A 26,149-nucleotide genomic window follows, 5' to 3' on the forward strand; every position below is an offset into this window, starting at 1 on the left:
GTTTTCTCGTTACAGCTTGTTCGGCTCCTCAGCCGCCTGCAAAGTTGGAGTTGGCACAAACGGGTAGGGCTTGTTCTTACGCGCAAAATACTGCGCCAAGCGCAAATCGATCAATTCTTGAAAGTAGTTGGCAAAGGCCTCCTGCAGGTGCGCTGCAACACTGAAGTTCAGAGCAAAGTTGTCGTCTTGTTCTATAAACCATGCTTGGCTGCTGCTTTTATCTTGCTTGCAGGAAAAATTGATGGGGTTTTTGCGCCAGTAGGTTAGCCAGGCTTTGCTCTCGGCACTGACCGTTTGCAGGTTGGCGGGCAGCTCATTGCGCATGTCGTCGGGTCGATGCTCAAGCAAACGGTGGCTGCGTTGTGCCAGTTGTGCTGTGTTCACTGCACCGCGTACGCCGTCCAGCTCTAAAAAGGCTTGATACAAAAAGCCTTTAAAGCTTTTGTTCATGCTTGTTGTTTCCACGCCGAGCGAAAAGAACTCAGCGTGCGCAGCTAACAACTGCTGTAGTTCTGCGTCATGTTCTTGCGCCGCCACTAAGTCGAGCCAGCTGCCCGCTTGCTGGCGTACTTTCGGCAGTGAATAACCTTTGTGGAAAAACTCTGTAGCAGTGGGGCGACGGCCGAGTTCGTCACGCAACTGCTGATAATCTTCAGCGGCACTTTTGCCTATTTGCCGCGCGAGTTTTTGCCAAAACCCAACCAGTTCCGGTGCGAAATTAATAAAGCAGCCGTTAGCGAGTTCAATCGGTTGCTGTTGCTGCAGTGTGCCTAGCAAAACTTTACGGTCTTTCTCGGCTAACAGTGCGGCTGGGCTATTTAAAAAGGCTTGGTGGTTGCCTAAAAAGTCCAATACCACCACATGAGTTTTTTGCGTGCTGGCGGATAAGCGCAAGCCTCGGCCCAGTTGTTGTAAGAAAATGATTTTAGATTCTGTCGGGCGCAGCATCAGTACGGTATCTAACGCAGGCAAGTCGGTACCTTCGTTAAACATATCGACGGAGAAAATAACATCCAATTGACCGTCGGCAAGCTGTTGCAAAGCGTTGTGCCGGGTCAAGGCTGAGCCTGCATAAACAGCACCAGAGCGCACACCCTGTTGCTGAAAGTAGTCATTCATATAATCGGCATGGCGCTGCGATATACAAAAGCCGAGTGTGCGGCTTTGTTTATGTTTGCGCCAATGCTGATAAATGTGCTGAGCGCGCTTTTTCGTGGCGAAAGCAAACTCGATCAACTCAGGATCAAAGCGACCGCTGCGCCAAGGGATTTCTTGGTAATCGACGAATTCATCATAGATGCCGTAGTAATGAATCGGTGCTAGCAATTGTTCGTTAATGCCGTGGACTAAGTTGCGCTCAAACACCAGATTGTTATCGCAGAGAGTCAAAATATCGGCTTGATCTGTGCGTTCTGGCGTTGCTGTCAGACCCAGTAAAAAGCGCGGATTAAAATGCTGCAAAACACTGCGATAACTGGGCGCGCTGGCATGATGAAATTCATCCACAACGATGTAATCAAAATGCTCAGGGCTAAAACGTTGTAGCGCTTCTGCTTTGGCGAGGCTTTGCACTGAGGCAAAGACAAAATCAGCTTCATGCTCTTTGGCTGCGCCTTGAAATAAACCGGTATGAGCATTGTGGTGAAGTCTGTTGAAAACGGCTTGCGCCTGCAGCAAGATTTCTTCGCGGTGCGCGACAAAGAGCACGCGTTTGGCACCCATTTGTAATGCATCAAAGGCTGCCAACCAAGTTTTCCCCATACCTGTGGCAAGGACGACTAGACCACGTGAAAATCCTTGCGCACGAGTATTGAGCAAGGCTTGCAGTGCTTCGATTTGCACGCTGTTAGGACTCGGCTCTTCTAAAACCTCATCAATAAAGCCGTTAAATTGTTTCAAGATCGGCATGCGCACTTGGCGACGGGCACTGTAGGTATCAATCCAATTAGCGGTGAGTTGTATGCTGCTAGGATCGTTCAGCAGCCTGGTGAACGCTTCGCGTATTTTTACAAACTCTTGCGCAGGCTCGGAATTTTCCGGTGGCAGCCAATCATGCCGCCATGACCATTCATACGCATCCTTGAGTGCTGTACGACTGATATTGTTCGAGCCAATAAATGCACAGCCTTTACTGATTTTTGCTTCGCGTTGTTGCGTAAAAATATAGGTTTTCAAATGAAAACTGGTATTACCTTGGCATTGGAAAATACGAATGTGCGCACCCCGCTCGGCAAGCATCAGCAGTTGGCGTAAGGCGAGCGGGTGGGTGATGTCTAAATAATCTGAGGTTAATAAATGAAGCGTTGCGCCATTGTTCAGCGCTTCTAATAAAGGATCAAATAGCAGCGCCAGCCCTGACGGCTGAATAAAGGACACGGCAATTTCGATCTCAGTGGCTTGATAAATCGCGGCGAGCAACTTAGGCAGTAAAGGATCGTGCTGAGTGCCAGTGGTGAGTCGAGGGCTATTGGCTAACATTAAAGGTGCTTCTTATTGGGCAATTAATAAAGCATTCAGCCATTGTTCATCGGCACGATCGGGGCGCTGATCTGCGGTCAGCCAAGTCTCGACAATGCTCAAGCCGGTGCCAGCAAGAAAGCCCTGTAAACGCTGCTCTGTGCAGTTAGTGAAGTGGCGACCGTTACGCTCCACATCGTCTTCGCCGTATTTAAACGACACATAAAGCACGCCTTGCGCTTGCAGCAGCCCAGAGAGGTGCTGCAATGTTGCTGACATGCTGCTGGCGGGCACATGCAATAAAGATGCACATGCCCAAATTCCAGCAAAAGGCTCTGTACTGCTGAAATTTAGAAAAGTGCTGTGCTGCACAGCGATGCCAGTGACGCGCTGGGCAATCTCTACCAACTTAGCGCTGGCATCAAAAGCTTCGACTTGATAACCCAAGCGTAAAAAAGCCGCCGTATCGCGCCCAGCACCGCAGCCGGCATCTAAAATTCTACTCGACGGCGCTAACCTGCCTAAAAAGCGTTCATACAAAGCGCTCATATCCACGTTTAAAGTATCTTGAGCGAATTGTTCGGCATTGTTTTCGTAGAATTGGAGTGTCATATCTGTCCTTGCGAGTAATAGCGCGATTCCTGAACGTAGTAACTGAGCCAAGTGAGTTTAGACGCTGTTGAGCTGCAGTAAAATAACAGCTTATCTTTTGAGTCCATACTTTCATAGCACTGAAAAAGTGCTAGGTGGATAGAGTTCTTATACAATGCGCCGCCATGGCTTTTTAAAAATCTAGAGCACACATCAATAGCTAGTGTGAATTGGCTTGTGGCCAGCTCACCTGTACGAAAGAAGGCTGCATAAATGGTTCTGCATAAAGTTCACCGTTACCACGATATAAGTTGCGGTCACCGCGTATACGGTCATGAGGGCAAGTGCCGTCATCTGCATGGGCATAATTATCGTGTTCATTTCACCTGTGTTGCTGAAAGTGGCCAGCTTGATACGCTGGGTAGAGTAATTGATTTTGGCGAAATCAAATCGCGGCTGTGCATGTGGCTGGAAGACAACTGGGACCATCACTTTTTAATGGGCACTGAAGACCCAATGCTGGCAAGCTTATTAAAAATAGATCCGACCGTTGTCGCCGTTCCATTCAACCCTACAGCCGAAAATATGGCTGAGTATTTAGTTGAAGTTGTAGCGCCACAACAGCTCAAAGGTACCGGCATTAAGCTGCAGTCAGTGCGTATTGAAGAAACTATGAAGTGCTCTGCCTCTTATGGTGAGTGATCAATTCCATTTGGCTGCAATAACATCGCAGTACGCATGGCACACAATTAAATACGCTAGGTATCAGTAAGCATGAGTAGGATAAAGGTTAACGAGGTATTTGAAACAATTCAGGGGGAGGCCGCCTTTACCGGCTCGCCAGCAGTGTTTTTAAGGCTGCAAGGCTGCCCAGTAGGTTGTGGCTGGTGTGATACTAAGCACACATGGGATGCGCTGCAGGAACATGAAACCAGCCAAGATATTATAATTGCCAAAACTGAAGACTCACCGCATTACTTTGTCAGTGATGCGAAAAATCTTGCCGAAATGGTTGCGCAAAACTATCAGGCTAAACATGTTGTGATCACCGGCGGCGAGCCTTGCATGATCGACTTAACAGAGCTCACCACTGAATTGCTGGCAAAAGGGCTACGTGTACAAATTGAAACCTCTGGCACTTTTGAGGTGAGGGTGCACCCACGAGCTTGGGTGACCTTATCGCCTAAAATTGATATGCCCGCTGGTTTGCCTGTGCTTGCCTCCAGTTATGCGCGAGCCGACGAAATAAAATATCCCGTAGGTAATGCACGAGATATCGAAGTGGTTATTGAGCAGGTCCTGCAGCATGTGACGCCCAGTAAGTTGCTGTGGTTGCAGCCGTTAAGCCAGAGCAAAAAAGCCACTGACCTCTGTATCGCAGCCGCAACGCAGCTTGATGCTCGTGTTTCGATTCAAACGCATAAGTTTATAGGCATTCGCTAAAAACCAAAGCGCCGTTTCTTCACTTGTTCTTTGTGGCTGACTTCACTACTTAGGGCTTGGATAAAGGCTTCAGCACTGGTTAACGGGCTAAAGCGCGCCATGCGGACGACGGCAGCAAAGTCGCCCGGGGTCAGGTATTCCACGCTGGCTAACTGCAACGGTAACGCTTTTTTGCCATGTGCTAGTCCAAGCTTTTTGCAATGACGCACAAAGAGCTTCCATGCTTGTGCAGCGTTTAAGAAGTCAAACTTTGCTTTCAAGTCAAAACGGCGCAGGGCGGCTTGATCGAGGCCATCCATGCGGTTGGTAGAGGCAATAAAGATCCCTGAGAAGTTTTCCATTTGCGTGAGCATTTCATTGACTAAACTGGCTTCCCAGTTGCTGCGTGTATTACGGCGGTCGTTGAGAAAGCTATCCACTTCATCGATCATTAATATTGCTTGTTGCTGCTGCGCTTGTTTAAAAGCATCGGCTATATTTCTCTCGTTTTCACCAACAAAGGGTGAGAGTAAATCCGATGCACGTTTGATAATTAAGCGTTTTTTTAGCTGCTGAGCCAACCAGTGGCCATAAGCGGTTTTGCCGGTACCAGGCGGCCCGTACAGGCATAAGCGTGCACTGGGATTAGCCTGTAAACCTGCGGTCAGTGCGGCTAAATCAACGTCAGCGCGAATAAAAGCTGGATCATAATATTCGGCCTCGCTGGGCTTTTTTTCTGCCTTAAGGCTTGCATGCCCTTGGGAGGTTAAAGTGCTGTCAATTAACACTTGCATGGCTTGGCCTGGGTCTTCGAGCTGTGGGGCAATACTGCTGATGACACGGGCAGCGCGCTCAATGACTGCCGGGCTGAGTTGTTCTTGGCTGGCTAAGCGCTGCAGTGTGTTGTTGTCGAGTAGGTTTTTACTGTAGCGTTTTAGCAGCTTAATGCGCTGCTCTTTATTGGGTAATGGCACTTCAATCACAAAGTCGAAACGGCGCACAAAGGCTGGGTCCATGCGGTTGATGCTGTTGCTGATCCATACTGTGGGAATGCTGTTGTGCTCAAGTAGCAGGTTAACCCAAGCTTTGTTTTTACCGGCCAATGCAGTTCTGGAGGCGAAAAAATCAAAGCTGGATTCGCTAAAAATATCTTCAACTTCGTCAAATACCAACATGCTATTGTCATTGGCAAAAAAGTGCTGGGCGGCGCGATAGGCATTTAAGCGTCTTTGACTGGAAACTGCATCGCCGTCACTGTCTTCGCTGGCAACTTCATACAATTGGCAGTTGTTGAGTTGGGCCAGTAAGCGGGCCAGCTCGGTTTTACCTGTGCCAGGTTCACCATGCAGGAGAATATTGACCCCAGCGCTGCGCTGCTCAAGACTGTGCTTTAAATAAGGCAATAAAATATCCAGATGGGCAGTTAAACTTGGATAGTCCTTTAGCTGCAGTTGCGCTGTTGGTGAGTGGTTGATTTCGTCACGCAGCAGCGCATGGGGGCTGACAATGCCGCAGTAAAGGGTATCGGCAAAAGAAACAGATAACACATCGAGTTTGCTGCTTAACGACACATGCTCAAAGTTACGTAAATTAAAAATCCCGGTACGCATTAAAGTGCCATCGCGGGAAAGGGCCGTTCGAATTGCAGTTTCGCTGTGTTCCAGCAGTGTCGCTAGACTATAAAAAAGCTTGGCGGTGTTTAAATCACCTAAAAGTTCTGCCGCATCAGCCAGTCGTGAATCCATGGATAGGGCTACGGCAAACTCTAAAATACTGCTTTCCACGTTGTTTAAACTGACTAATTGAGCCAGCTGCGCGATATTGCTGTGCAGCACCTTGGGTAACTGTGTGAGCTGGCTGCAACCGCGGCGATATTCTTTACGCAGCAGGGTGTATAGCTGGTTTTTAGACAGCTCTACTTCGGGGTCGTCAAAGTTGAATAGAGACTCTAGCAGAGCGTCATTGACTACTGGGTCGTAGCTGTAACTGTACATGCCGCCCAGTGGCACCAGTATGGTCAAAATCCATTGGCGCACATGTGGATTGAGAGTTTCTTTGGATTGAGCTGTTAGGTAGGGCTGTCTCATCATTCACCTCAGAATCTGCTGTTTGCGACTGAAGTTGAATGATGCCATTATGCTACGACACCTTATGTCATCTAATGGATTGGATTGTTCATGGCCGACGCATCATTACGCTTACTTTTATTGCTGCAACAAATCCCCCGCGAACCTCGCTATATCAGTAGTCAGCAGCTCTATGAGCGCTTAGAGGATGCTGGTTACCCCGTGAGCTTACGCACTGTGCAGCGGGACTTAGTTAAGTTATCGAGTCACTTCCCCTTGATCCAAAGCGAAGCCACCGGACGCGGTAAAACTGGCATTGCTTGGGCCTTCAGTAAAGACAGCCAGCATATGGCTTTTCCAGGTATGGATGCTGTTACAGCACTGACAGTATCGATGGCTTTGGAACATTTAAAGCCCTTGTTACCGCCGCAAGTTTTGCAGCACTTGCAGCCTTGGCAGCAGGAGGCAGAAGAGCAGTTACACAAGCTCAACTCCAGCAAATATCAAGGCTGGATGGATAAAGTACGCATCACTCAGCAGCATTTTTTACAGGCACCGCAAGTGGACGCTGAGGCAGTGGCTTTGATTTATGAAGCGTTACTGGAAAACCGTCAATTTAAAGCAACCTATAAAGGCAAAGCCGAGCGGATTATTCACCCTTATGGCTTAGTGCAGCAAGGGCATACGCTGTATTTACTGTGTCGGTTTTATGAGTTTGATGATGTACGCATTACCGCTTTGCACCGTTATCAGGCTGTGCAGTTGCTCGATGAATCTGTGCGGCCTTTCCCTGAGTTTAATATTGATGATTATCTCGATGGCGGTGCGATGCAGTGGTTATTACCTGACCAGCAACGCATTGCGCTTAAGTTACGCATAAGTTCCTGGCTTTCCCCGCTACTTGAAGAAACCCCTTTATCCATGCAGCAAACTTTAACTGTTGATGCGCAGAACCCAGAGCAGTATGTACTGGACGCTGAGGTACTCGATGGTATGCAATTGCGCCGCTGGTTGCTCAGTCAAGGCTCAGGCTTGCAGGTGCTTGAACCCGAATATTTACGCCAGTGGATGCGCACTATTGTGCAAGAGCAGGCAGAAAGTTATTTGGCCGGGGAGTCTGGGCTGAGGAAAAAGAGGCCAAGCGCATAGAAAACGGAGAACAGTTGCGCAATGCTACCTGTGCTTTTATGTTGTGGTGTACCAAAGAATAAGAGCTGCTGGGCTTACCAGCAAGCGCTCATTTGCATCTAAGTTCCTATCACCAACTTGCACTCTGACAACTCCAGCACATCAAGTATATCCACATGCTCAACGGCAAAGGTTTTTGCAACGTCAGCTCTTTGTAGGTCGGATCAATGCTTTCAACCCGATGATGCGGGTCTATTGATGTCAGCCATTGCCAAAAGCTAGGCACAGCGTGCATGCGGTAATGCAGGTTTTTTGCTTGAATAAATGAGCAAATTCATGCAGTCGCGATACCAGTCACGGCGTTCAAAAGCCATGCGAGTACTGTTTCCTAAGGCTAGGCTGAACTCGCCAATGGTGCGTAGGTTGGGAAGGAGAGGGTCTTGTTGGGTTGGCTCTATTTGGCTGAGCTGCTGTCGCGTCATTTGTGCAAGGCTAGTGTAATATGCGGGTTTTGCGGTTATTGAGAATGAGGAATCCTTTGTGCAGTTTTTTGTATCTGAGCAGAAAGTCCGCAAGGACAGGCGCTGGGCTATTGGCTTAGTGCTTGTTTTGCTGCTGGGTAGTCTGGCTATGTTGGTTCAAGCAGTGCGCGCAGAGGCTGCCGCTGAGTTGCTATTGCCGGTTGCTGTGTTGCTTGTTTTAGGCTTGGGGATTTTTGCCAGCTACCGCCACATTAAACAGGGTGTGGACGCCTATCTTGCGGTAACCCTGGATGAAAGCAATCATCAAGCTGTCATGCATTTTCAGGGCGAAATCGTTCATGTTGATTTGCTGCAGGTTAACTATCTACGCTTTCAAACTCGGTTTGGGCGCATCAAATCCGCAATCCTTAAGGCCGATACAGGCCATATTTTTAAGTTGATTGACTTTGAGGATATGGACGTGCTGATCGCTACCCTTGAACGGCTGGTTCCCGCAGAGAGAGTGCGCAGCAGCGCTTTTTTACATCAATAAGGTTTTTTTTTAGCGTGCTAGGGCAGGCTAGATACTGCGTATAGCGAGGCTTCTAGCCGCAAAGTAAACGGGCTACAGCCTATATAGACGCTGATAGAGTGACAGGCAGAGCTGGGTTAATGCCCGTCAGCAAGCAACCGCTTTTTCTACCACGCCTTTGACGCTACTGCTGAGCGCTTGGCTTGCCCGCCCCCTTCTAATGTGAGCCATATCGGCTATATGCATTACGCCTAATTTGGCTGTATTGAGGTCCAAATCAAATCGCTTAATCATCAAGTAAACTCACTGGCGGCCTCAATAACTGCGCAAAAGGCTGCTCCAATCCAAGCACTTAGGCATCTTGATAATACTGGCCAATTGATACACTTAAATCGCCTTTTTCCATGGGTTGTAAGGTGGCGCGGCTGACACCGATGCGTAAAGCAAAGGCCTGTAAGTCACTCGTGGGAAGTATTTTTGCGTGCAGCCCTAAGGTTGTGACCTAAGGGTTCTAGCGCTTGATCGTTTCTGTTAATGAAGGCTTAAATATAAGTATTATTGGCTATAAATGCATTCTTTTACTTATATTTGAGTATTTATGGCGTTGTATTTCTGAGCGTCGCATGTGGGTGTGATCGGCAGTCTCGTCATCAAGGTCACTCATTGAGGTTTATTGTTTGGCTTATTTGCGGCGCCTTATTCCACGTAGCCGCTACGCGGGCTGTGCGTTATTTATATATTTCTAGTCATGGGGCAGCAAGTGAATACTTAAGGGCCTATGTATATCCGCCAAATTAACGTTAATGCTGTGCACCCCTAGCAGTTCATTTACACTAGCGACGCTACTTTTATTTTTACGGGGGTTTTATGACGCAGCTGACCGAAGCACAAGATACCGCAACTGATCTCAGCGGTGACCCTGTGCGCTGGCGGATTCTTGCTGTGTTGCTGATGGCGATCTTTATGTCGCTAATGAGTGTCAGTGTGGTCAATGTGGCTCTGGCCTCGATCCAGGATGCGCTGGGAGCTTCTCTGTCGGATATTCAGTGGGTGTTGTCTGGCTATGCGCTGACCTTTGGTGTGGTGCTGGTCAGTGCTGGGCGCGCAGGGGACTTGATGGGCCGTGGTGGGATTTTTATTCTAGGTACGGTCCTTTTTACCCTAGCTTCAGTTGCTGCAGGTTTAGCCCCAGATGCGCAATGGCTCAATGCTGCGCGTTTTGTGCAAGGTGTTGGCTCTGGGTTTATGAACCCTCAGGCTGTTGGCATGATTCAGCAGTACTTTCGCGGCTCAGAGCGTGGACGCGCGTTTGGTTTTTTTGGTACTACAGTTGGGGTTTCTGTTGCTATTGGCCCGGTGATTGGCGGACTGTTAATTCAGTTAGGTGGCTTGGAAATTGGTTGGCGACTGACTTTTTTGATTAACGTGCCTGTTGGTCTGTTAATTATCGTATTGGCACTGCGCTGGTTTCCACGGCCTTTGATACATAAGCCCAAGCTGCAGGAGCATAAAGGCTTAAGTTCTTTGGATCCCGTCGGAGCATTATTACTTGGGCTGGGCGTGCTAGCGGTGCTTTACCCCTTTGTTGAGGCGGATCCGTCTGGGCTTATTTGGTCGCTATTACCTGCAGGGCTGCTCTTGTTTTATCTTTGGGCACGTTGGGAGCGTTGGTATACGCAACGTGGCTATAGCCCGATGGTGGACTTAAAAATCTTCGCCACTTCAAGCTATCGCAACGGTAGCATTATTATGACCCTGTACTTTTTAGGCATGACCAGTGTTTGGGTGTTGATTCCACTGTATGTGCAGCAAGGGCTCGGGTTCTCTGCTTTTGAAGCCGGTATGGTCGGCATTCCTTCGGCACTGCTCTCTGCTTATTCTGCTAACTGGGCAGGCAAACGGGTTAATCGCTACGGTCGTAAGGTTGTAATAGGTGGTTTGCTGTTTGCTATTTTTGGCTTATTGGCCAGTGTCGGCGTCGTGTTCTTACATGAATATCTGGATTTAAGTATTTGGTGGTTATTGTTGTCCCTAGCGTTTTTTGGCTTAGGCCAAGGTTCAGTAGTCAGTCCCAACCAAGCGCTAACTTTGGCGGAAGTACCGTTGGCTTATGCAGGCAGTTCAGGTGCCATTATGCAAACAGGGCAGCGCATTGGTACTTCGGTGGGTATTGCGGTGATCACAGCCATTGTCTTTGCCGTACGCCCGTATAGCTCGTGGTCGGTTGCGGTCAGTGTTGGCTTATTGACAGTTACTTTGGTGATTTTATTAGCGCTGGCGATGGCGATTAAAGACTTGCGTGATCGACGTGTGGTTTAGAGCCTTGTAGCCTTTAGCCCGAGGTTTAATGAGGTTTTGCCTAAGTGCCTGCTCTGCTTGGGCTCGATGTTGTGTTTGTACTGATTGTTTAGCAGGTTATCTTGTACTTGACCTGCGCCAGTGAAAAAGTACTGACTTATTTTTGCCGAACCCTTACCCTGATGGAGAAAACAATAATTAGAGAGGGTGGCAAGAATGACTACGACTAACGTTCGTGATTTGGTGAGTGCAGAAGAGTGGCAGGTGCGGGTGGACTTGGCTGCTTGTTACAATATTGTCGCGCAATACGGTTGGGATGATCTTATTTTCACCCATATTTCTGCACGGGTACCTGGCCCTGAGCATCATTTTTTAATCAATCCTTATGGCATGATGTTTGAAGAGGTCAGTGCTTCAAGCTTGGTAAAAGTTGATTTGCAGGGCAATAAAGTGATGGCGTCAGAGTACGAAATCAATCCTGCCGGTTTTACTATCCACAGTGCCGTGCATGAGGCTCGGGCTGACGCTCAATGTGTAATGCATTTGCATACCAACGCAGGCGTTGCGGTATCTGCTCAGCAGGAAGGCCTCAGAGCTATTTCTCAGCAGTCGTTATTTCCACTGTCCAACTTGAGCTATCACCCCTATGAAGGGGTGGCTTTAAACCCAGAAGAAAAAAAGCGTTTGGTTGCCGATCTTGGTGAAACCCAGTTTATGATTTTGCGTAACCACGGTTTGCTTACCTGCGCGGAGACTATCGCTGATGCATTTTTAGGAATGTATATTTTGCAGCGTGCCTGTGAGATTCAGGTGCTTGCACAAAGTGGTGGGCAGGAGTTGACTCCTATCCCCGCGGCAATTCTTGCGGGTATTCAGCAGGCAGGAAAAACCGTGACACGCAATGCAGGCGGTCAATTAGCTTGGCCTGGACTGCTGCGCCGTTTGGATCGCAGCGGTGCACCTTATAAGCTCTAAGCATAGAAAATCTCTTATATTCATGTGAGTGGTTGGTCATGGCAATGGCGGGCTGCTCTGTGCGAAAACTATAATAACAATGGCTCTGCTATACAGAGCAGGAGATGAGCATGTCTGAATCTGTCGCTTTGCTGCCGCCGCTATCTTTGGATGAGTGGCGTGCGCAAGGCCAATATTTTAACTTCAATGGCCAGTGTATTTTTTATTGCTGTGCTGGTGAGCGCAGTAAGCCGGCTTTGCTGTTGGTGCATGGTTTTCCGACCGCCAGTTGGGATTGGCGGCATATCTGGTCGGCGTTGGCGCAGGATTACTTTGTTATTGCTGCTGATATGCTGGGCTTTGGCTTTAGTGCTAAGCCAGTTAAAGGCGACTATCGCATCAGTGTCCAGGCTGACTTGCAGCAGGCTTTGTTAAAGCATTTGCAGGTGGGTAAACACCACATTCTGGCTCATGATTACGGCGTGACAGTCACCCAGGAGTTACTAGCGCGCGAGTTATCAGCAACAACTGGGATTCTTAGTACCACTTTGCTCAATGGCGGTTTATTTCCAGAGACCCATAAGCCGGTTTTATTGCAGAAGCTGTTGATTAGCCCGCTAGGCTTTCTTGTGGCTAGGCAAATCAGTGAAAAAAGCTTTCAGCGCACGCTTAGCAGGATCTGTGCGAAACCTTTAACAAGGGAGGATCAGCAAGGGTTTTGGCGCTTAATCAATGAAAATAATGGTTTGGATGTATTTCATAAACTGATTCGTTATATGCGTGAGCGCAGTGAATTTCGTAGTCGCTGGGTCGCTGCCTTGCAAGCATCTGAGCATGCTCTGTGTTTAATTAATGGCCTTGAGGATCCTATTTCGGGCGCTCATATGGTGGCGCGCTACCGAGAAGTAGTGGCTAAAGAGCCAATCATTGAGTTGCCTGGGGTTGGGCATTATCCGCAGGTGGAAGCTCCAGAGTTAGTGTTGCAGGCATTTCAGAGTTTTATAGCTAACGTGAATAGCGCATAAGCAATCAATTGGTAATGCGCACGGGAAAGAGTGCGAGGCAGGATTGTTTGCCAGAAGGCTAGGGCGCAGGCCTTGTGTAGATATTTGTTTGAGTGTATGCACTCAAACTATTTTAGTAGGCAATAAAAAACCCCAGCCGAGGCTGGGGTTTTTCTACAACACGCAGTCTTTAGACCGCAAAACCAAGGTTTCGATTAAACGTTATCGAACTGGTTCATAGTGTTGTCTTCACCGCTTGCTTTCAGCGCAGCGTCACCAGAGAAGTACTCTTTGTGAGTATCACCGATGTCAGAACCCGCCATGTTTTGGTGACGTACGCACGCAATACCTTGACGAATTTCTTTACGCTGAACACCTTCAACGTAAGCCAGCATGCCTTCTTCACCGAAGTAGCCTTTTGCTAGGTTGTCAGTTGACAGCGCAGCAGTGTGGTACGTTGGCAGAGTGATCAAGTGGTGGAAGATACCTGCTTCACGTGCAGCATCTTTCTGGAAGCTCTGGATGCGCGCATCTGCTTCGTTGCACAGCTCAGTACCATCGTAGTCAGCGCTCATTAGACGGTCGCGATCAAACGCTGAAACGTCTTTACCAGCTGCTGCCCAGTCATCGTACACTTGCTGACGGAAGTTCAGCGTCCAGTTGAACGATGGGCTGTTGTTGTAAACCAGCTTAGCGTCTGGAACCACTTTACGGATTTCGTCAACCATGCCTTTGATCTGGCCAACGTGTGGCATTTCAGTTTCAATCCACAGCAGGTCAGCACCGTTCTGTAGTGAGGTGATGCAGTCAAGAACTACACGATCAACACCAGTGTTCTCGCGGAACTGGAACAGACCGCTAGCCAAACGTGCAGGCTTAAGCAGCTTGCCGTTTGATTTAACAACAACGTCACCGTTTTCGATTTCGCTTGCATCGTTGATGTAAGTACCATCAAGGAAGCTGTTGTACTTATCGCCTAAGTCGCCTGGCTCGTTGGTTACTGCGATTTGCTTAGTTAAGCCAGCACCCAAGGAGTCAGTACGTGCAACGATAACACCATCGTCAACGCCTAATTCTAGGAACGCGTAACGTACAGCGTTGATTTTCGCGAGGAAATCAGCGTGTGGAACGGTTACTTTACCGTCCTGGTGACCACACTGCTTTTCATCAGATACTTGGTTCTCGATCTGAATCGCCGCAGCACCTGCTTCGATCATTTGCTTAGCCATCAAGTAGGTGGCTTCTTCGTTACCGAAACCAGCGTCAATGTCAGCAATGATTGGTACAACGTGAGTTTCGAAGTTTTCGATCTGCTCTAGCAGAGCTTTTTCTTCAGCAGCGTTGCCTGCAGCACGTGCTTTGTCTAGCGCAGTGAACAGAAGATCCAGTTCACGGGTGTCAGCTTGACGCAAGAAGGTGTACAGCTCTTCGATTAACGCAGCAACAGAGTTCTTCTCGTGCATTGACTGGTCAGGCAGTGGGCCGAACTCAGAACGCAGAGCAGCAACCATCCAACCTGACAGGTAGAGGTAGCGCTTGTTGGTGGTTTTCAAGTGCTTCTTAATTGCGATCATTTTTTGCTGACCGATGAAACCGTGCCAGCAACCCAGCGACTGGGTGTATAAAGATGTGTCGGCATCGTACTCAGCCATATCTTTACGCATGATGGCTGCAGTGTACTTAGCGATGTCCAGACCAGTTTTGAAACGGTTTTGGATGCGCATACGAGCGGCAGACTCGGGGTTAATCGCGCTCCAGCCGTTTCCAGCTTGTTCTTTAAGAGCGGCAATTGCCTTAATTTCGTTTTGATAAGTTGACATGGTCAATCCTTCAAAGAGTGTAGTGAGTTTGAGCACCGACTGCCCACACACAACCTGCTATCGCTGGAAGTTTAATTTGCGGGTTAGCTTCCGCTGTAGTGCCGATAATTGACTAGAACGTAATGTCTTTAGAAGAGAGGGGTGCGATCAGATAAATATGGCTGCTGCATTAAGCTGTGATATCTGCAACTTAACATCCGCAAACGCTTCTCACTGTTGTGAGCTACCTGATGCATCAATGATGCATACTGCTTCCCCGTCCCTCAGGACAACAACGTACCGGTCGCAACCTCGTTAATGCATCTTTTGGATGCTGTTAACACAAAGCCACCTAGGAAGTACTCTTAAGTCGACTTTGGAACACCGATTAAAGTGTTCTGGCTAGCGGGAGCGGGTGCTATGATGCGCTTTCGTGAGGCGTTCGTCAAATGTTTTGTAGTGTTATTTATTGTTCACTACATAATTTCCATGCGCGTAAGGGTTTTGACTTAATCCAGTACTTCAACTTTTATCTGTAACTGACTGTCTTCTCGCCCTGTGCTGTAGCGTTTTTGTAGGAAACCGTCTTGGCGCTGACTGCTGTCTTGGTTGCTGGCACTTACCGAAATCCACTCGCCTAAGCGGCCGCTGACTCGGCTGGATGTGCTTTGTGTGTCAATCACATCGTTATATTGTTGGCTGCGGCGATCATTTTGACTGTTTATTTCAATCTGCACATTATCGCCGTGTACTGTAGCTGTGACATAAAAACCTTGATTGACGGCACGGTATTCTGTGCGTTCTTGCACCTGACCATATGGGCCGTAGCTGGTGCTGCGCTGAGGTACACTTTGGCCGACTTGCACTAACGCTGCTGAGCCTTCCAAGGCGCGCACTGTGCGCAGCGAACCATCACGGTTTTGCGTGGTGTTGCGGATAATATTAACTTGGTCGCGACCTTGTTGCTCACCTTGGCCAATGATGATTTGCCCATGGCGACCGCTGATCATGCCGTCGGCTTGATAGCCGCGTTCACGGTTGAACTGATTGCCTTGGGTATCCACAGTGATTAATAGATTGCGCGGTTGCTTGTCGATGCTGCTTAAGATGGAGCGCACCTCCGCAATTTTATCGTGACTGGCGTTGATAATAAGTTGATTACCGTAAGCTGTGGCGCGGCCTGAGTCACCTAAAACGGATTGCACCACGGGTAAAACATCTTGGGCCATGCGGTAATTAAGCTCAATGACTTCGCTGGCAGCCTGTGTCAAGGCTGCACTAACTGTTAGCACAACAAGGCCAATTAAACGGCTGAGGTTTCTCATAGCGGCATACTCCGTAAGTTCACATCACTGTGGCTGACATCCCACATGGCATTAAATAAGCGCTGGTTTTGTCGAACCCGAGCAGGGTCATGGTAGTAGACCACGCCTTGCGTGAGTTGTTGCGCTTTGCGAATCAGCAAGCCGCAGTCGTCAGCAATCAGCCAAGCATCGTCGCTGTATTCATGTTCAAGATTGACTTTGCGAATTTGGCAACGGCTGCTGAGGCGGTGACTTAGAGTGAGTAGTCTGTGGCCGTCACGGGTAATGCGCGAGGTGTCGCGAAGTAAAATACGTAATGTTTTTTTTGGGTGTTGGAGTAGCAGCTCAGTGCAGGCTTGCACGATGCAGGCGTGATTATACAATTCAGCTTCTAAATCAGCAGAGTAAATGCACAGGCTGTTTTGTGCTTGTAGCATAAGGGCTAGAGTATGGCTGCGTACTGCTTCACTGCTATCAATCTTGATCAGCTCGCGGTCTACACCCAGCTGTTGCGGTGCTGGCTCCCAACTGCTGGGTGTGTGGCTGGTGTCGGGATTGTGAATGCGAAAAGAACCCTGCGCAACAAACTCAATGGCGGGCAGGTCAGGGGTCTGTTCTGCGCTGGATGTATGAGTTGTTGGGCGGGGTTTATCCATGCTTATGCCTGCTAGGTTTAGTCGCTGTTACGCAGCATATCAATGTGCGGGATGCCGGCCTCAAGAAACTCTTCACTGACTGCAGTAAAACCTAAACGCTCATAAAAGCCTGCGGCATGTACCTGCGCCGTGAGAATTTGCTGCTTAAGACCTAAACGTTCAGCTTCTTGGACTGCCGCTAACAGCAGTTTTTCGCCCACGTGCAGACCGCGCCAGTCTTTGAGTACTGAGACGCGCCCAATGCAGCCGTCGGCTAGAAGGCGAGCGGTGCCAATTGCAAAGTCACCTTCATAGGCTAGAAAGTGGATTGCCGAGGCATCATCGCTATCCCATTCCTGCTCGGGCGTAACCCCTTGTTCTTGGATGAAAACGCTTTCGCGAATACGACGTAAATCGGCATTATCTTTATGCCAATCGGCTATACGAATGTGCACATCACTCATCGAGACACTCCAAGCTTCCTTGTTTAATCAGCTCGCAGAGCAGAGTAGTGGCCTCTGCATCATCGAGCCAAGATTCTAAATTATCTATGTGCATAGCATCGGCGCTGCACAACAGGTCAAGCAATACCACCAAATGCTCACTGACAATACGGCTGTTGCCACTGACAAAAAACACTGCGGCAGACTCTGCGTCCAGCTCAATATTACTCCAAGCCAGGCGCGCAGTGGGATTGCGGGTGAAAACTGCACCCTGTTCTAAGGCTTGCTGCAGGCTAACAGGGTCGATTTCAACACCGCTAAGCAGCTCCGGGTAGCGAGGTTCAGTCATGTACTGACCAAACCAAGTGAGGAGCATGCGGTCATCATCAAGTTGTTCATTGATCAGTTGGCGCAGGCGCTGAACATCTTCGGGACGAATATAGTTTGGGTTGCTCACCGGCGACATTGCGCTATCACTGTAGCGTTCTTCATCGGCTAAAAAACGGGCGACAAAATCAGCGTAGTGGGTCACGACCTCGGCACTTGAGGGAGCGCGAAAGCCCACTGACCAAGTCATGCAATCAGTTTGTGCGATTCCCCAGTGGGCCAAGCGAGGCGGTAAATACAGCATGTCGCCAGGCTCTAAGGTCCATTCATCGGTTTGTTTAAAGTCACTTAGAATGCGCAGGTCAGGGTGTTCCAGCAATAGGCTTTCAGCGCTGCACATTTGACCAATTTTCCATTGGCGCTGACCTTCGGCCTGCAATAAAAACACATCGTAGTTATCGTAATGTGGGCCAACGCTACCGCCGGGCACAGCGAAGCTGATCATTACATCATCAATACGCCAGTTGGGTAAAAACTGAAAATGCTCAAGCACTTCGGCAACGTCAGGGCTGAACTGATCAACCGCCTGTACTAGTAAAGTCCAGTCGCGTTCTGGCAGGCTGCTGTAGGTGTCTTCAGTGAAAGGACCTTGGCGTAGTTGCCAGGGCGTTTCGCCGTGTTCAAGGACGATGCGTGACTCAACCAGCTCTTCTAAGGACAGTCCTGCTAAGTCATTGCCATCTAAAGGGCTGACAAAGTTAGGGATTGCTTGGCGGATCAGTAGAGGTTTCTTTTGCCAGTAATCACGCAGAAACACTTCGGCGCTAATACCGCCTAGAATCTCAAGTGGTGTGTCAATAGATGTGGACAAGTGATTGATTCTCTTATGTGTACTGATAGTAAAACGCCCGGTTTGAGCCGGGCGTTAGGACGCTCAAATAACCTTAAATGCGCTTGGCTTGTGCCACTGCATTACCAATATAGTTGGCTGGCGTGAGTGCGCGCAATTGCACTTTAGCCTCTTCAGGTAAATCCAAGGTTTCGATAAAAACTTGCAGAGCTTCAGCGCTGATGCCTTTACCGCGGGTGAGATCCTTGAGTTTTTCATAGGGGTTTTCAATGCCGTAGCGGCGCATTACGGTTTGCACCGGCTCGGCTAAAACTTCCCAGCAGTTGTCCAAGTCTTCAGCGATTTTTTGTGGATTGACTTCAAGCTTGCCGACACCCTTAAGAGTGGCTTCATAAGCAATCACACTGTGCGCCATGCCGACACCCAAGTTACGCAACACAGTGGAGTCGGTGAGGTCACGCTGCCAGCGTGAAATTGGCAGCTTGCTAGCTAAGTGCTGGAAAATAGCATTGGCAATGCCTAAGTTACCTTCCGAGTTTTCAAAGTCGATCGGGTTTACTTTATGCGGCATGGTGGATGAGCCGATTTCGCCTTCGACGGTTTTCTGCTTGAAGTAACCCAGTGAAATATAGCCCCAGACATCGCGATCGAAGTCGATCAAGATGGTGTTAAAACGTGCCACAGCATCAAACAACTCTGCAATGTAGTCGTGTGGTTCGATTTGCGTGGTGTAAGGGTTGAAGGTTAAACCTAAATCACCTTCGATAAACTCTTTGGCGTTGGCTTCCCAGTCGATATCAGGGTAAGCAGACAGGTGAGCGTTGTAGTTACCCACTGCGCCGTTAATTTTACCTAGCAGCGGGATCGCAGCCACTTGCTCAATTTGACGCTCAAGGCGGTACACCACGTTGGCAAACTCTTTACCCAAAGTAGTGGGCGAAGCAGGTTGACCGTGGGTGCGTGACAGCATTGGCACATCAGCAAATTCAACCGAGAGCTCACGCAGGCTTTGCGCTAATTTACGCATTAAGGGCAGTAAGACATCGTCACGGCCTTCGCGCAGCATTAAAGCGTGCGAGAGGTTGTTGATGTCTTCACTGGTGCAAGCAAAGTGAATAAACTCAGTGACTTTCTGCAGCTCTGGAAGTTTTTGCGCTTGCTCTTTTAGTAAGTACTCAACCGCTTTAACGTCGTGGTTGGTGGTGCGCTCAAACTCTTTTACGCGCTCGGCGTGCTCAAGTTGAAAGTCTTCCGCCAGCTTATTTAGCGCAGCATTTGCTGTCTCGGAGAACGGTGCCACCTCAGCAATGCTGGGGTGTGCGGCTAAGCGCTGTAGCCAGCGAACCTCAACCAAGACACGATTACGAATAAGACCGTATTCACTAAAGATAGGGCGCAGTGCGGTGGTTCTGCTGCCGTAACGGCCGTCAACGGGGGAAACCGCGGTAAGCGAGGTAAGCTGCATGATACGTTCTCTAACAAACAATGAATAAATAGGGCGCACAGTGTACATCAAAAGCCAGCTGGATTTCAGTGTTTACGCCAGAGTACGGCTAAGGTGCTGGCAGTAAAGATCAGTACTGCGCCAAGTATAGATGCCACATCTGGCACTTCATCCCAAAGGAAAAATGAAAAAACGCCGGCAAAGACAATGGCCAAATACGCCACAGGACCAATCAAGCCCGGCGGGGCCAGCGAATAAGCGCGCGACATAATGATTTGTGCTAAAGCTGCCAACAAGCCCGCGGCACATAAAAGAATAAGCTGCTGCTGGTTGAGTGGTTGCCAAGCCCAAAGCAGCGGTATTGCAGATATTAAACTGCTAAATAAGGCAAAATAAAACACCATCCGGTAAGCGGGCTCTGTGTTGCTCATTTCGCGAATTGAAACGAACGCCGAGGCCGCCAATAAGCTCGCAGCAAGGCCTACTAAAGATAAGCTGCCGAAGATGGCGTCACTGGGTTTAGCCACCAAAATAACCCCGAGCAAGCCCAGTACTGAAAAAGCCAGCATGCGCTTGGTCAGTGGTTCTTTTAACCAAAAGTAGGCAATGATAGGGGTGAAAACAGGGGCGGAGTAGGTGAAGACCATAGCGTCAGCAAGGGGTAGGTGAGCGATGGCATAAAAGAAACAGTACATGGCCGCTAAGCCATAAGTGGTACGCAGCAGGTGTGATTTTAAGCGTTTGGTTTTAAAGGGCCGCAAACCTTTAGAAAGCAATAAGGGTAGAAAGAAAAATACCCCGACAATGTTTCTAAAAAAGACTATGTTTTCATTGTTAACAGTGGCTGAGGCTTCGCGCACTAAAACGCCCATACCTGAAAATAACAGAGCAGATAAGGCCAATAACGCAGCCCCCTGCACTGGGCGCATGCTGCGTTCGGTCATAAATGTCGGGCGCGTAACTCGTTGAGCATACTGCTGCGTTTAGTCAGCAGATGCCAGCGCCGCCCACCCAGTTGCCGCCATAAACGAGCGGAGCGAATTCCGGCAAACAGTAAAGCGCGTACTTTCGCCGCAGTGGCGTCCTGCTGGAGGAAACGCATATCACCGTGTACCTGAATACGTTGCTTAAAGGTGCTGATGGTGTCTTGGTACAGTCCGCCAAACGATGCAGCAATGTTGTCGCTGGACAAGCCATACAGCTCAACTTGTTGTTCAATTTGTGGCAGGCGTTTACCGGCGATTTCCAGTAAGTCGTCGCGGCGAGCAAATTGTTTTTCTAAGCTGAGCATGCCAACTACGTAGCGCAAGCTCTCCCGTGGGAGATTGTCATTATTGCGCTCCAAAATAGCTTGCATCAGCTTGTACCCCTCGTTTAAACCCAGATCATCACCGCCATACACATCGATAGTGCTGGCGGGGTTGCGCACTAGAAGGGTTTGCAGCATGTAGCTTAAAGCGGCATCGCTGACTTGGCCGGTATGTGCAAGCTTATTAACTAAGGCAGCCGCTTGAAAAACACCGGCGAGGGCGGTTAATTGCTCTTGAAGTGGGCTCATGGTCGTTGAATGCTCTCATCCCAAGGGGTCGTGGCTTCGATTACGCCGCCGCCCAGGCAAATATCGCCGTGGTAAAAGACAATGGACTGTCCAAGAGTTACGGCGCGCTGTGGCTGTTCAAAAGTAACGATGTAACCGTCTTCTGTGTGCTCAATACGACACGCTTGATCGCTTTGGCGATAGCGTACTTTTGCGCTGAGGTTGTCTAGGCTGCTGAGGTCCACTGGATTGATCCAGTTCACGTCTCGGGTAACCAGTGTGCGCGAAAACAGCCATGGATGATCGTTGCCTTGACCGACGATCAAAACATTACGGTTTAGGTCTTTCGCTAATACATACCACGCTTCTTCACTGGCATTTTTTAAGCCGCCAATACCCAAACCTTGGCGCTGACCAATGGTGTGGTACATCAAGCCGCTGTGTTGACCAAGCTCGACGCCATCAACAGTTTCGATCACGCCAGGTTGCGCAGGTAAGTATTGCTTGAGGAAATCAGTAAAACGGCGCTCGCCAATAAAGCAAATACCGGTAGAGTCTTTTTTCTTGGCGGTAATTAGACCGTGTTGCTCAGCCAGTTCACGCACTGCGGGTTTTTCGTACTCGCCAACGGGGAACAACGACTTATGAATTTGCTCGCCACCTACAGCATGCAAAAAATAGCTTTGATCTTTGTTGCTGTCCACGCCTTTGAGTAGCTCACTAATGCCATTAACGTCGCGGCGGCGCACATAGTGCCCGGTGGCGATCATGTGTGCGCCTAGCTGTTCTGCGTAATCCAAGAAAGCTTTAAATTTTATTTCGCGGTTGCATAAAATATCAGGATTGGGTGTGCGCCCAGCTTTATACTCTTCGAGAAAGTGCTCAAAAACGTTATCCCAGTACTCGGCAGCAAAGTTTGCCGTATGCAGTTTAATGCCTAAGGTGTTGCAGACTGCTTGTGCGTCAGCCAAGTCTTCCTTGGCGGTGCAGTATTCAGTGCCATCATCTTCCTCCCAGTTTTTCATGAAGAGGCCTTCCACTTGATAGCCCTGCTCAATCAGCAACAAAGCAGCAACAGAAGAATCAACACCGCCGGACATGCCGACAATTACACGAGTATCAGAAGGAGTATGCATGGCAATCTAAATAGGCTAATTAAAGAATGGGATTCTAGCAGGTTTACGCTACTTACTTAAGAGGCGCGGCTAAATCGCTGTATCAGTCTTTAAACAGATCCAGTGAGAAATGTGCGCCACTGAGGTAATCATCAAGACTGCGCAAGACCATAGGGCTGCGCCACATATCACGCTTGCTGAGCAACTCATCACGACTGAGCCAGACCGGTGCGATAATGCCTTCATCTAGAGGGTGATTTTCTCGCTGTGCCACAGGGCGGCCGGCAAAACAAACCCTTTGATAGGTCACTTGGTTGCTTGGGGCGGTATATAAATAGATGCCTACCAGGTGTGTGATCTCAATATCCCAGCCTGTTTCCTCTAAAGTTTCACGAATTGCTGCCTGAATTAGACTTTCGTCCATTTCTAAGTGGCCTGCAGGCTGGTTTAATACAATATGTTTTTCAGCATGCTCTTTGACGAATAAAAAGCGTCCATCTTGCTCAATAATTGTGGCTACAGTGATATGCGGAGTGAAGCGTGTCATCAGTCATCTCTTTACTGAGTAGGGGCTACAGGGTTTGGTGTTTTCGCTACACTTGCGTGTAAAATAATCGAATTTACACGATGTTAAGCATGTAAATACCTGTAGTGAATGAATAGTTTGACTACAGCTATCTATTCGGCGATTGTTTAAAGAGTGTATGATACGCGCTGCACAGACTGCGCCAAAGTGCTAAAAGCGCTGCGGTGGGTCGAATTGCATGTGTGACTTTTTTTGTAATACAGAGGTCATACATGCCGATTAAGTTTGAATTATTGCTGTCAGGCCACACGCGTGACAGACTTTTAAAGACCACGTAAATGACGGAGTCCAGCATGGGATACCAAAAGATCCAAGTGCCAGCCGGTGACAAAATCACCGTTAATGCAGATATGACTTTAACAGTACCAAACAACCCAATCATCCCTTACATCGAAGGTGATGGTATTGGAACGGACATCAGTCCTGTAATGATTAAAGTGGTCGATGCTGCTGTAGAAAAAGCCTACGGTGGTGAGCGTAAAATTTCCTGGATGGAAGTGTACGCTGGTGAGAAAGCGACCCAAGTCTACGATTCAGAAACCTGGTTGCCAGAAGAAACATTAGAAGCAGTACGTGACTATGTTGTTTCTATCAAAGGTCCTTTGACTACGCCAGTTGGCGGTGGTATTCGTTCATTGAACGTTGCACTGCGTCAGCAGTTAGACCTGTATGTGTGCTTGCGTCCAGTACGCTGGTTCGAAGGCGTACCAAGCCCTGTTAAGCGCCCGCAAGACACAGATATGGTTATCTTCCGTGAGAACTCAGAAGATATTTATGCCGGTGTTGAGTGGCAAGCAGGTACACCAGAAGCCGATAAAGTTATCAAGTTCTTAACCGAAGAAATGGGCGCAACTAAAATTCGCTTCACTGAAAACTGCGGTATCGGTATCAAGCCAGTTTCTGAGCAGGGTACCAAGCGTTTAGTACGTAAAGCGTTGCAGTACGCAGTAGATAACAACCGCGAATCCGTAACCATCGTGCACAAAGGCAACATCATGAAATTCACCGAAGGTGCTTTCAAAGATTGGGGCTACGAAGTTGCACGTGATGAGTTTGGTGCAGAGTTATTGGATGGCGGTCCTTGGATGCAGTTCAAGAATCCTAACACAGGCAAAAATATCGTTGTTAAAGATGCTATTGCTGACGCCATGCTGCAGCAAATCGTTCTGCGTCCAGCAGAGTACGACGTTATTGCAACCTTGAACCTAAACGGTGACTACATTTCTGACGCACTTGCGGCGCAGGTTGGTGGTATCGGTATCGCACCCGGTGCGAACCTATCTGACAGCGTTGCTATGTTCGAAGCGACTCACGGTACTGCACCTAAGTATGCAGGTCAGGATAAAGTGAACCCAGGCTCCTTGATCCTTTCTGCAGAAATGATGCTACGTCACATGGGTTGGACTGAAGCAGCTGATTTAGTGATTAATGGTATCAATGGCGCAATCTCTGAGAAGACTGTGACCTATGACTTTGAGCGCTTGATGGACGACGCTAAGTTGCTATCTTGCTCTGAGTTTGGCGATGCAATGATTGCAAAAATGTAATCTAAGCTGACGCTTTAAAACGCCCCACGAGTTGGGGCGTTTTTGTTTGTGTTGAGTGAATGCAGGTACAATTGAGCTCAACAAAAAGGAGGGGCGTTATGCCAGATGATGATTTATCTTTATTTGCACAGCAAATGCAGGGCGTGCGTCGTATCCATGTGGATCAAGCGGATGTAGGTAAGGCCAAGCCCAATCGCGCAGTCCAGCAAATGAATCGTAAAAATGCCTTACAATCGTCCGCCAGCGAACTGGTTGTTGATGGCCTATCGGACCAGTTTGTCTTGGATGTGGGCGCTGAAGATGCGCTGTATTGGGCCCGTGATGGTGTACAAGACAGCCAGTTACGACGCCTGAAGGCCGGTCAAATTGCCTTTGAGGGCAGTTTAGACTTGCATGGCATGACAGTAGAAAAAGCACGCGCTACTTTGCGAGAGTTTATTGAAGAGGCACTGCGCTTAGAGGTGCGTTGTGTGCGGGTCACACACGGTAAGGCTGCACGTTTGGACGGTAAAAAGCCGATGATTAAAAGCCATGTCAATACATGGTTGCGTCAGCATGAGAAAGTTTTAGGCTTTACTTCATGCGTGCCACGGCACGGCGGAACGGGTGCGCTTTATGTGCTGCTAAAGCGCCATATGCTAGAAGGACGTGATGAGTATTAACCACATATTTGCGAAGACAGTGGGTCACTCGCATAACAGCACGGGGACAATCAGTGAGTAACTCTGGATTAGCGACACTGCGTGATTATATTCGTTGGGCGATGAGTCAGTTTAGCCGCGCGCAGCTGTTTTTTGAGCATGGCCCTGAAAGTGCTTTTGAAGAGGCGCGGACATTGGTGCTGGGTAGCTTGCATTTACCCTATGAGCTGCATGATAAGTACCTGGATTGCAATCTGCATACAGATGAGCATGTACTGGTGCAAAATATTTTAAAAGAACGTATAGAACAGCGTATTCCTGCTGCTTATTTGCTTGGCGAGGCATGGTTTGCAGGCTTGTTGTTTAAAGTTGATAAGCGCGTGATGGTGCCGCGCTCGCCTTTGGCAGAGTTAATTCCCCAGCAATTTGCGCCTTGGTTGAGTCAGACACCGCAGTGCATTTTAGACTTATGCGCAGGCTCTGGATGCTTGGGGATTACCTGTGCCATTGAGTTTCCGGATGCCGAAGTGCTGTTGGCAGATATTTCTGCGCAAGCCTTAGAGGTGGCTGCAGACAATATAGCTTTGCACCACTTGGGTGAGCGTGTAAGTACCTTGCGCAGTGATATGTTTGCTCAGCTCGCAGAGCAACGTTTTGATTTGATTGTCTGCAAACCACCTTATTTAGAAACTGAACACTGGTCGCAGTTGCCCCGTGAGTTTCAGTATGAGCCACAAGAAAGCCGTACGGCCGAGCGTGGTGGCCTTAAGTTTATCCTGCATATTTTACAAAATGCAGGCCAACACTTAACGAGCACAGGTTTGTTGGTGCTGGAAGTAGGCAAGCATGCCAATGAGCTGGAAGCGTTGTTTCCTGCGGTTGATTTTAGCTGGCTTGAGCACTCCCAAGTGGGCAATGCTGTCTTGGCGCTTACCGCTCAGCAATGCTTTGCTTGCCAGCTAGTAGACGCGGAGTAAGTTCAGTAAAGACAGCAGCGTCAAGTTACTG

Annotated in this window: 24 protein-coding genes; 10 read left to right on the forward strand and 14 right to left on the reverse strand. The window is 48.8% G+C overall.

Features of this window, described 5'->3' with window-relative positions:
• Positions 1-9: 9 nt before the first annotated feature.
• Positions 10-2,478: a DEAD/DEAH box helicase family protein gene (locus O6P33_RS08325; RefSeq protein WP_269817324.1), complete on the reverse strand. Its 2,469-nt coding sequence runs from the start codon at positions 2,476-2,478 to the stop codon at positions 10-12.
• 12 nt (positions 2,479-2,490) lie between these two features.
• On the reverse strand, positions 2,491-3,069 hold the full coding sequence (locus O6P33_RS08330) for a class I SAM-dependent methyltransferase (RefSeq protein WP_269817325.1): 579 nt from the start codon (positions 3,067-3,069) through the stop codon (positions 2,491-2,493).
• A gap of 252 nt (positions 3,070-3,321) precedes the next feature.
• Here O6P33_RS08330 and O6P33_RS08335 point away from each other — a divergent pair, with 252 nt between their 5' ends.
• Both O6P33_RS08335 and queE read left to right on the forward strand, forming a co-directional pair.
• Complete coding sequence (locus tag O6P33_RS08335; protein ID WP_269817326.1) at positions 3,322-3,750, forward strand: 6-pyruvoyl trahydropterin synthase family protein; 429 nt, start codon at positions 3,322-3,324, stop codon at positions 3,748-3,750.
• A 72-nt stretch (positions 3,751-3,822) separates the two neighbouring features.
• Positions 3,823-4,491 carry a 7-carboxy-7-deazaguanine synthase QueE gene (gene queE / locus O6P33_RS08340; protein WP_269817327.1) on the forward strand — a complete coding sequence of 223 codons (669 nt, stop codon included), beginning with the start codon at positions 3,823-3,825 and terminating at the stop codon, positions 4,489-4,491.
• Here queE and O6P33_RS08345 read toward each other — a convergent pair.
• Entirely contained in the window at positions 4,488-6,557 is a 2,070-nt protein-coding gene (locus O6P33_RS08345) for an ATP-binding protein (protein WP_269817328.1), read from the reverse strand. The genes queE and O6P33_RS08345 overlap by 4 nt on opposite strands.
• Before the next feature lie 90 nt (positions 6,558-6,647).
• Here O6P33_RS08345 and O6P33_RS08350 point away from each other — a divergent pair, with 90 nt between their 5' ends.
• Positions 6,648-7,685 carry a helix-turn-helix transcriptional regulator gene (locus O6P33_RS08350; protein WP_269817329.1) on the forward strand — a complete coding sequence of 346 codons (1,038 nt, stop codon included), beginning with the start codon at positions 6,648-6,650 and terminating at the stop codon, positions 7,683-7,685.
• A 109-nt stretch (positions 7,686-7,794) separates the two neighbouring features.
• Here the strand turns inward: O6P33_RS08350 and O6P33_RS13220 are convergent, their stop codons facing one another.
• A complete protein-coding gene (locus O6P33_RS13220) occupies positions 7,795-7,998 on the reverse strand; it encodes a DUF4411 family protein (protein ID WP_420094987.1) in 204 nt (67 codons plus the stop codon).
• A gap of 206 nt (positions 7,999-8,204) precedes the next feature.
• Here O6P33_RS13220 and O6P33_RS08355 point away from each other — a divergent pair, with 206 nt between their 5' ends.
• The 4 genes from O6P33_RS08355 (at position 8,205) to O6P33_RS08370 (ending at position 12,934) form a co-directional block, all read left to right on the forward strand.
• Entirely contained in the window at positions 8,205-8,678 is a 474-nt protein-coding gene (locus tag O6P33_RS08355) for a hypothetical protein (protein WP_269817330.1), read from the forward strand.
• 846 nt (positions 8,679-9,524) lie between these two features.
• The gene (locus O6P33_RS08360; protein WP_269817331.1) at positions 9,525-10,976 is read left to right on the forward strand and encodes an MFS transporter; all 1,452 of its coding nucleotides are present in this window, start codon (positions 9,525-9,527) and stop codon (positions 10,974-10,976) included.
• Between the two features lie 195 nt (positions 10,977-11,171).
• Positions 11,172-11,930 (forward strand): class II aldolase/adducin family protein, encoded by a 759-nt coding sequence (locus tag O6P33_RS08365; RefSeq protein WP_269817332.1) that lies wholly within the window; start codon positions 11,172-11,174, stop codon positions 11,928-11,930.
• Positions 11,931-12,040: 110 nt separating this feature from the next.
• Complete coding sequence (locus tag O6P33_RS08370; protein WP_269817333.1) at positions 12,041-12,934, forward strand: alpha/beta fold hydrolase; 894 nt, start codon at positions 12,041-12,043, stop codon at positions 12,932-12,934.
• Between the two features lie 194 nt (positions 12,935-13,128).
• Here the strand turns inward: O6P33_RS08370 and O6P33_RS08375 are convergent, their stop codons facing one another.
• From O6P33_RS08375 to O6P33_RS08420, 10 genes are all read right to left on the reverse strand, one after another.
• Positions 13,129-14,733 carry an isocitrate lyase gene (locus tag O6P33_RS08375; protein WP_269817334.1) on the reverse strand — a complete coding sequence of 535 codons (1,605 nt, stop codon included), beginning with the start codon at positions 14,731-14,733 and terminating at the stop codon, positions 13,129-13,131.
• Between the two features lie 488 nt (positions 14,734-15,221).
• Complete coding sequence (locus O6P33_RS08380; protein WP_269817335.1) at positions 15,222-16,037, reverse strand: secretin N-terminal domain-containing protein; 816 nt, start codon at positions 16,035-16,037, stop codon at positions 15,222-15,224.
• Positions 16,034-16,672, reverse strand: a complete 639-nt coding sequence (locus tag O6P33_RS08385) for a histone acetyltransferase HPA2 (protein ID WP_269817336.1) — start codon at positions 16,670-16,672, stop codon at positions 16,034-16,036. The genes O6P33_RS08380 and O6P33_RS08385 overlap by 4 nt, the downstream gene beginning before the upstream one ends.
• Before the next feature lie 17 nt (positions 16,673-16,689).
• A complete protein-coding gene (locus O6P33_RS08390) occupies positions 16,690-17,115 on the reverse strand; it encodes a GNAT family N-acetyltransferase (RefSeq protein ID WP_269817337.1) in 426 nt (141 codons plus the stop codon).
• Entirely contained in the window at positions 17,108-18,292 is a 1,185-nt protein-coding gene (locus O6P33_RS08395) for a cupin domain-containing protein (protein WP_269817338.1), read from the reverse strand. Before O6P33_RS08395 ends, O6P33_RS08390 begins: the two co-directional genes overlap by 8 nt.
• 73 nt (positions 18,293-18,365) lie before the next feature.
• Positions 18,366-19,736, reverse strand: a complete 1,371-nt coding sequence (gene purB, locus O6P33_RS08400) for an adenylosuccinate lyase (protein ID WP_269817339.1) — start codon at positions 19,734-19,736, stop codon at positions 18,366-18,368.
• Positions 19,737-19,801: 65 nt separating this feature from the next.
• On the reverse strand, positions 19,802-20,659 hold the full coding sequence (locus O6P33_RS08405) for a DMT family transporter (protein ID WP_269817340.1): 858 nt from the start codon (positions 20,657-20,659) through the stop codon (positions 19,802-19,804).
• Entirely contained in the window at positions 20,656-21,273 is a 618-nt protein-coding gene (gene hflD / locus O6P33_RS08410; protein ID WP_269817341.1) for a high frequency lysogenization protein HflD, read from the reverse strand. Before hflD ends, O6P33_RS08405 begins: the two co-directional genes overlap by 4 nt.
• Positions 21,270-22,388, reverse strand: a complete 1,119-nt coding sequence (mnmA, locus tag O6P33_RS08415; RefSeq protein ID WP_269817342.1) for a tRNA 2-thiouridine(34) synthase MnmA — start codon at positions 22,386-22,388, stop codon at positions 21,270-21,272. The genes hflD and mnmA overlap by 4 nt, the downstream gene beginning before the upstream one ends.
• A gap of 82 nt (positions 22,389-22,470) precedes the next feature.
• Positions 22,471-22,914 carry an NUDIX hydrolase gene (locus O6P33_RS08420; RefSeq protein ID WP_269817343.1) on the reverse strand — a complete coding sequence of 148 codons (444 nt, stop codon included), beginning with the start codon at positions 22,912-22,914 and terminating at the stop codon, positions 22,471-22,473.
• Positions 22,915-23,246: 332 nt separating this feature from the next.
• Between O6P33_RS08420 and icd the strand changes: the two genes are divergently transcribed.
• The 3 genes from icd to prmB all read left to right on the forward strand — a co-directional run bounded on the left by icd (position 23,247) and on the right by prmB (position 26,118).
• Positions 23,247-24,500: an NADP-dependent isocitrate dehydrogenase gene (icd, locus tag O6P33_RS08425; protein ID WP_269817344.1), complete on the forward strand. Its 1,254-nt coding sequence runs from the start codon at positions 23,247-23,249 to the stop codon at positions 24,498-24,500.
• Between the two features lie 98 nt (positions 24,501-24,598).
• Positions 24,599-25,162, forward strand: coding sequence for a Smr/MutS family protein (locus O6P33_RS08430; RefSeq protein ID WP_269817345.1), 564 nt, complete (start codon positions 24,599-24,601; stop codon positions 25,160-25,162).
• 53 nt (positions 25,163-25,215) lie between these two features.
• Positions 25,216-26,118, forward strand: coding sequence for a 50S ribosomal protein L3 N(5)-glutamine methyltransferase (prmB, locus tag O6P33_RS08435; RefSeq protein ID WP_269817346.1), 903 nt, complete (start codon positions 25,216-25,218; stop codon positions 26,116-26,118).
• Positions 26,119-26,149: the final 31 nt, after the last annotated feature.

Origin of the sequence: Denitrificimonas caeni, from assembly GCF_027498055.1 — a bacterium.
GTDB lineage: Bacteria > Pseudomonadota > Gammaproteobacteria > Pseudomonadales > Pseudomonadaceae > Denitrificimonas.

Coding starts and splice junctions, on each gene's coding strand:
- O6P33_RS08325 (WP_269817324.1), bottom strand. CDS start 2,478: ATGTTAGCCAATAGCCCTCGACTCACCACTGGCACTCAGCACGATCCT.
- O6P33_RS08330 (WP_269817325.1), bottom strand. CDS start 3,069: ATGACACTCCAATTCTACGAAAACAATGCCGAACAATTCGCTCAAGAT.
- O6P33_RS08335 (WP_269817326.1), top strand. CDS start 3,322: ATGGTTCTGCATAAAGTTCACCGTTACCACGATATAAGTTGCGGTCAC.
- queE (WP_269817327.1), top strand. CDS start 3,823: ATGAGTAGGATAAAGGTTAACGAGGTATTTGAAACAATTCAGGGGGAG.
- O6P33_RS08345 (WP_269817328.1), bottom strand. CDS start 6,557: ATGAGACAGCCCTACCTAACAGCTCAATCCAAAGAAACTCTCAATCCA.
- O6P33_RS08350 (WP_269817329.1), top strand. CDS start 6,648: ATGGCCGACGCATCATTACGCTTACTTTTATTGCTGCAACAAATCCCC.
- O6P33_RS08360 (WP_269817331.1), top strand. CDS start 9,525: ATGACGCAGCTGACCGAAGCACAAGATACCGCAACTGATCTCAGCGGT.
- O6P33_RS08365 (WP_269817332.1), top strand. CDS start 11,172: ATGACTACGACTAACGTTCGTGATTTGGTGAGTGCAGAAGAGTGGCAG.
- O6P33_RS08370 (WP_269817333.1), top strand. CDS start 12,041: ATGTCTGAATCTGTCGCTTTGCTGCCGCCGCTATCTTTGGATGAGTGG.
- O6P33_RS08375 (WP_269817334.1), bottom strand. CDS start 14,733: ATGTCAACTTATCAAAACGAAATTAAGGCAATTGCCGCTCTTAAAGAA.
- O6P33_RS08380 (WP_269817335.1), bottom strand. CDS start 16,037: ATGAGAAACCTCAGCCGTTTAATTGGCCTTGTTGTGCTAACAGTTAGT.
- O6P33_RS08385 (WP_269817336.1), bottom strand. CDS start 16,672: ATGGATAAACCCCGCCCAACAACTCATACATCCAGCGCAGAACAGACC.
- O6P33_RS08390 (WP_269817337.1), bottom strand. CDS start 17,115: ATGAGTGATGTGCACATTCGTATAGCCGATTGGCATAAAGATAATGCC.
- purB (WP_269817339.1), bottom strand. CDS start 19,736: ATGCAGCTTACCTCGCTTACCGCGGTTTCCCCCGTTGACGGCCGTTAC.
- O6P33_RS08405 (WP_269817340.1), bottom strand. CDS start 20,659: ATGACCGAACGCAGCATGCGCCCAGTGCAGGGGGCTGCGTTATTGGCC.
- hflD (WP_269817341.1), bottom strand. CDS start 21,273: ATGAGCCCACTTCAAGAGCAATTAACCGCCCTCGCCGGTGTTTTTCAA.
- mnmA (WP_269817342.1), bottom strand. CDS start 22,388: ATGCATACTCCTTCTGATACTCGTGTAATTGTCGGCATGTCCGGCGGT.
- O6P33_RS08420 (WP_269817343.1), bottom strand. CDS start 22,914: ATGACACGCTTCACTCCGCATATCACTGTAGCCACAATTATTGAGCAA.
- icd (WP_269817344.1), top strand. CDS start 23,247: ATGGGATACCAAAAGATCCAAGTGCCAGCCGGTGACAAAATCACCGTT.
- O6P33_RS08430 (WP_269817345.1), top strand. CDS start 24,599: ATGCCAGATGATGATTTATCTTTATTTGCACAGCAAATGCAGGGCGTG.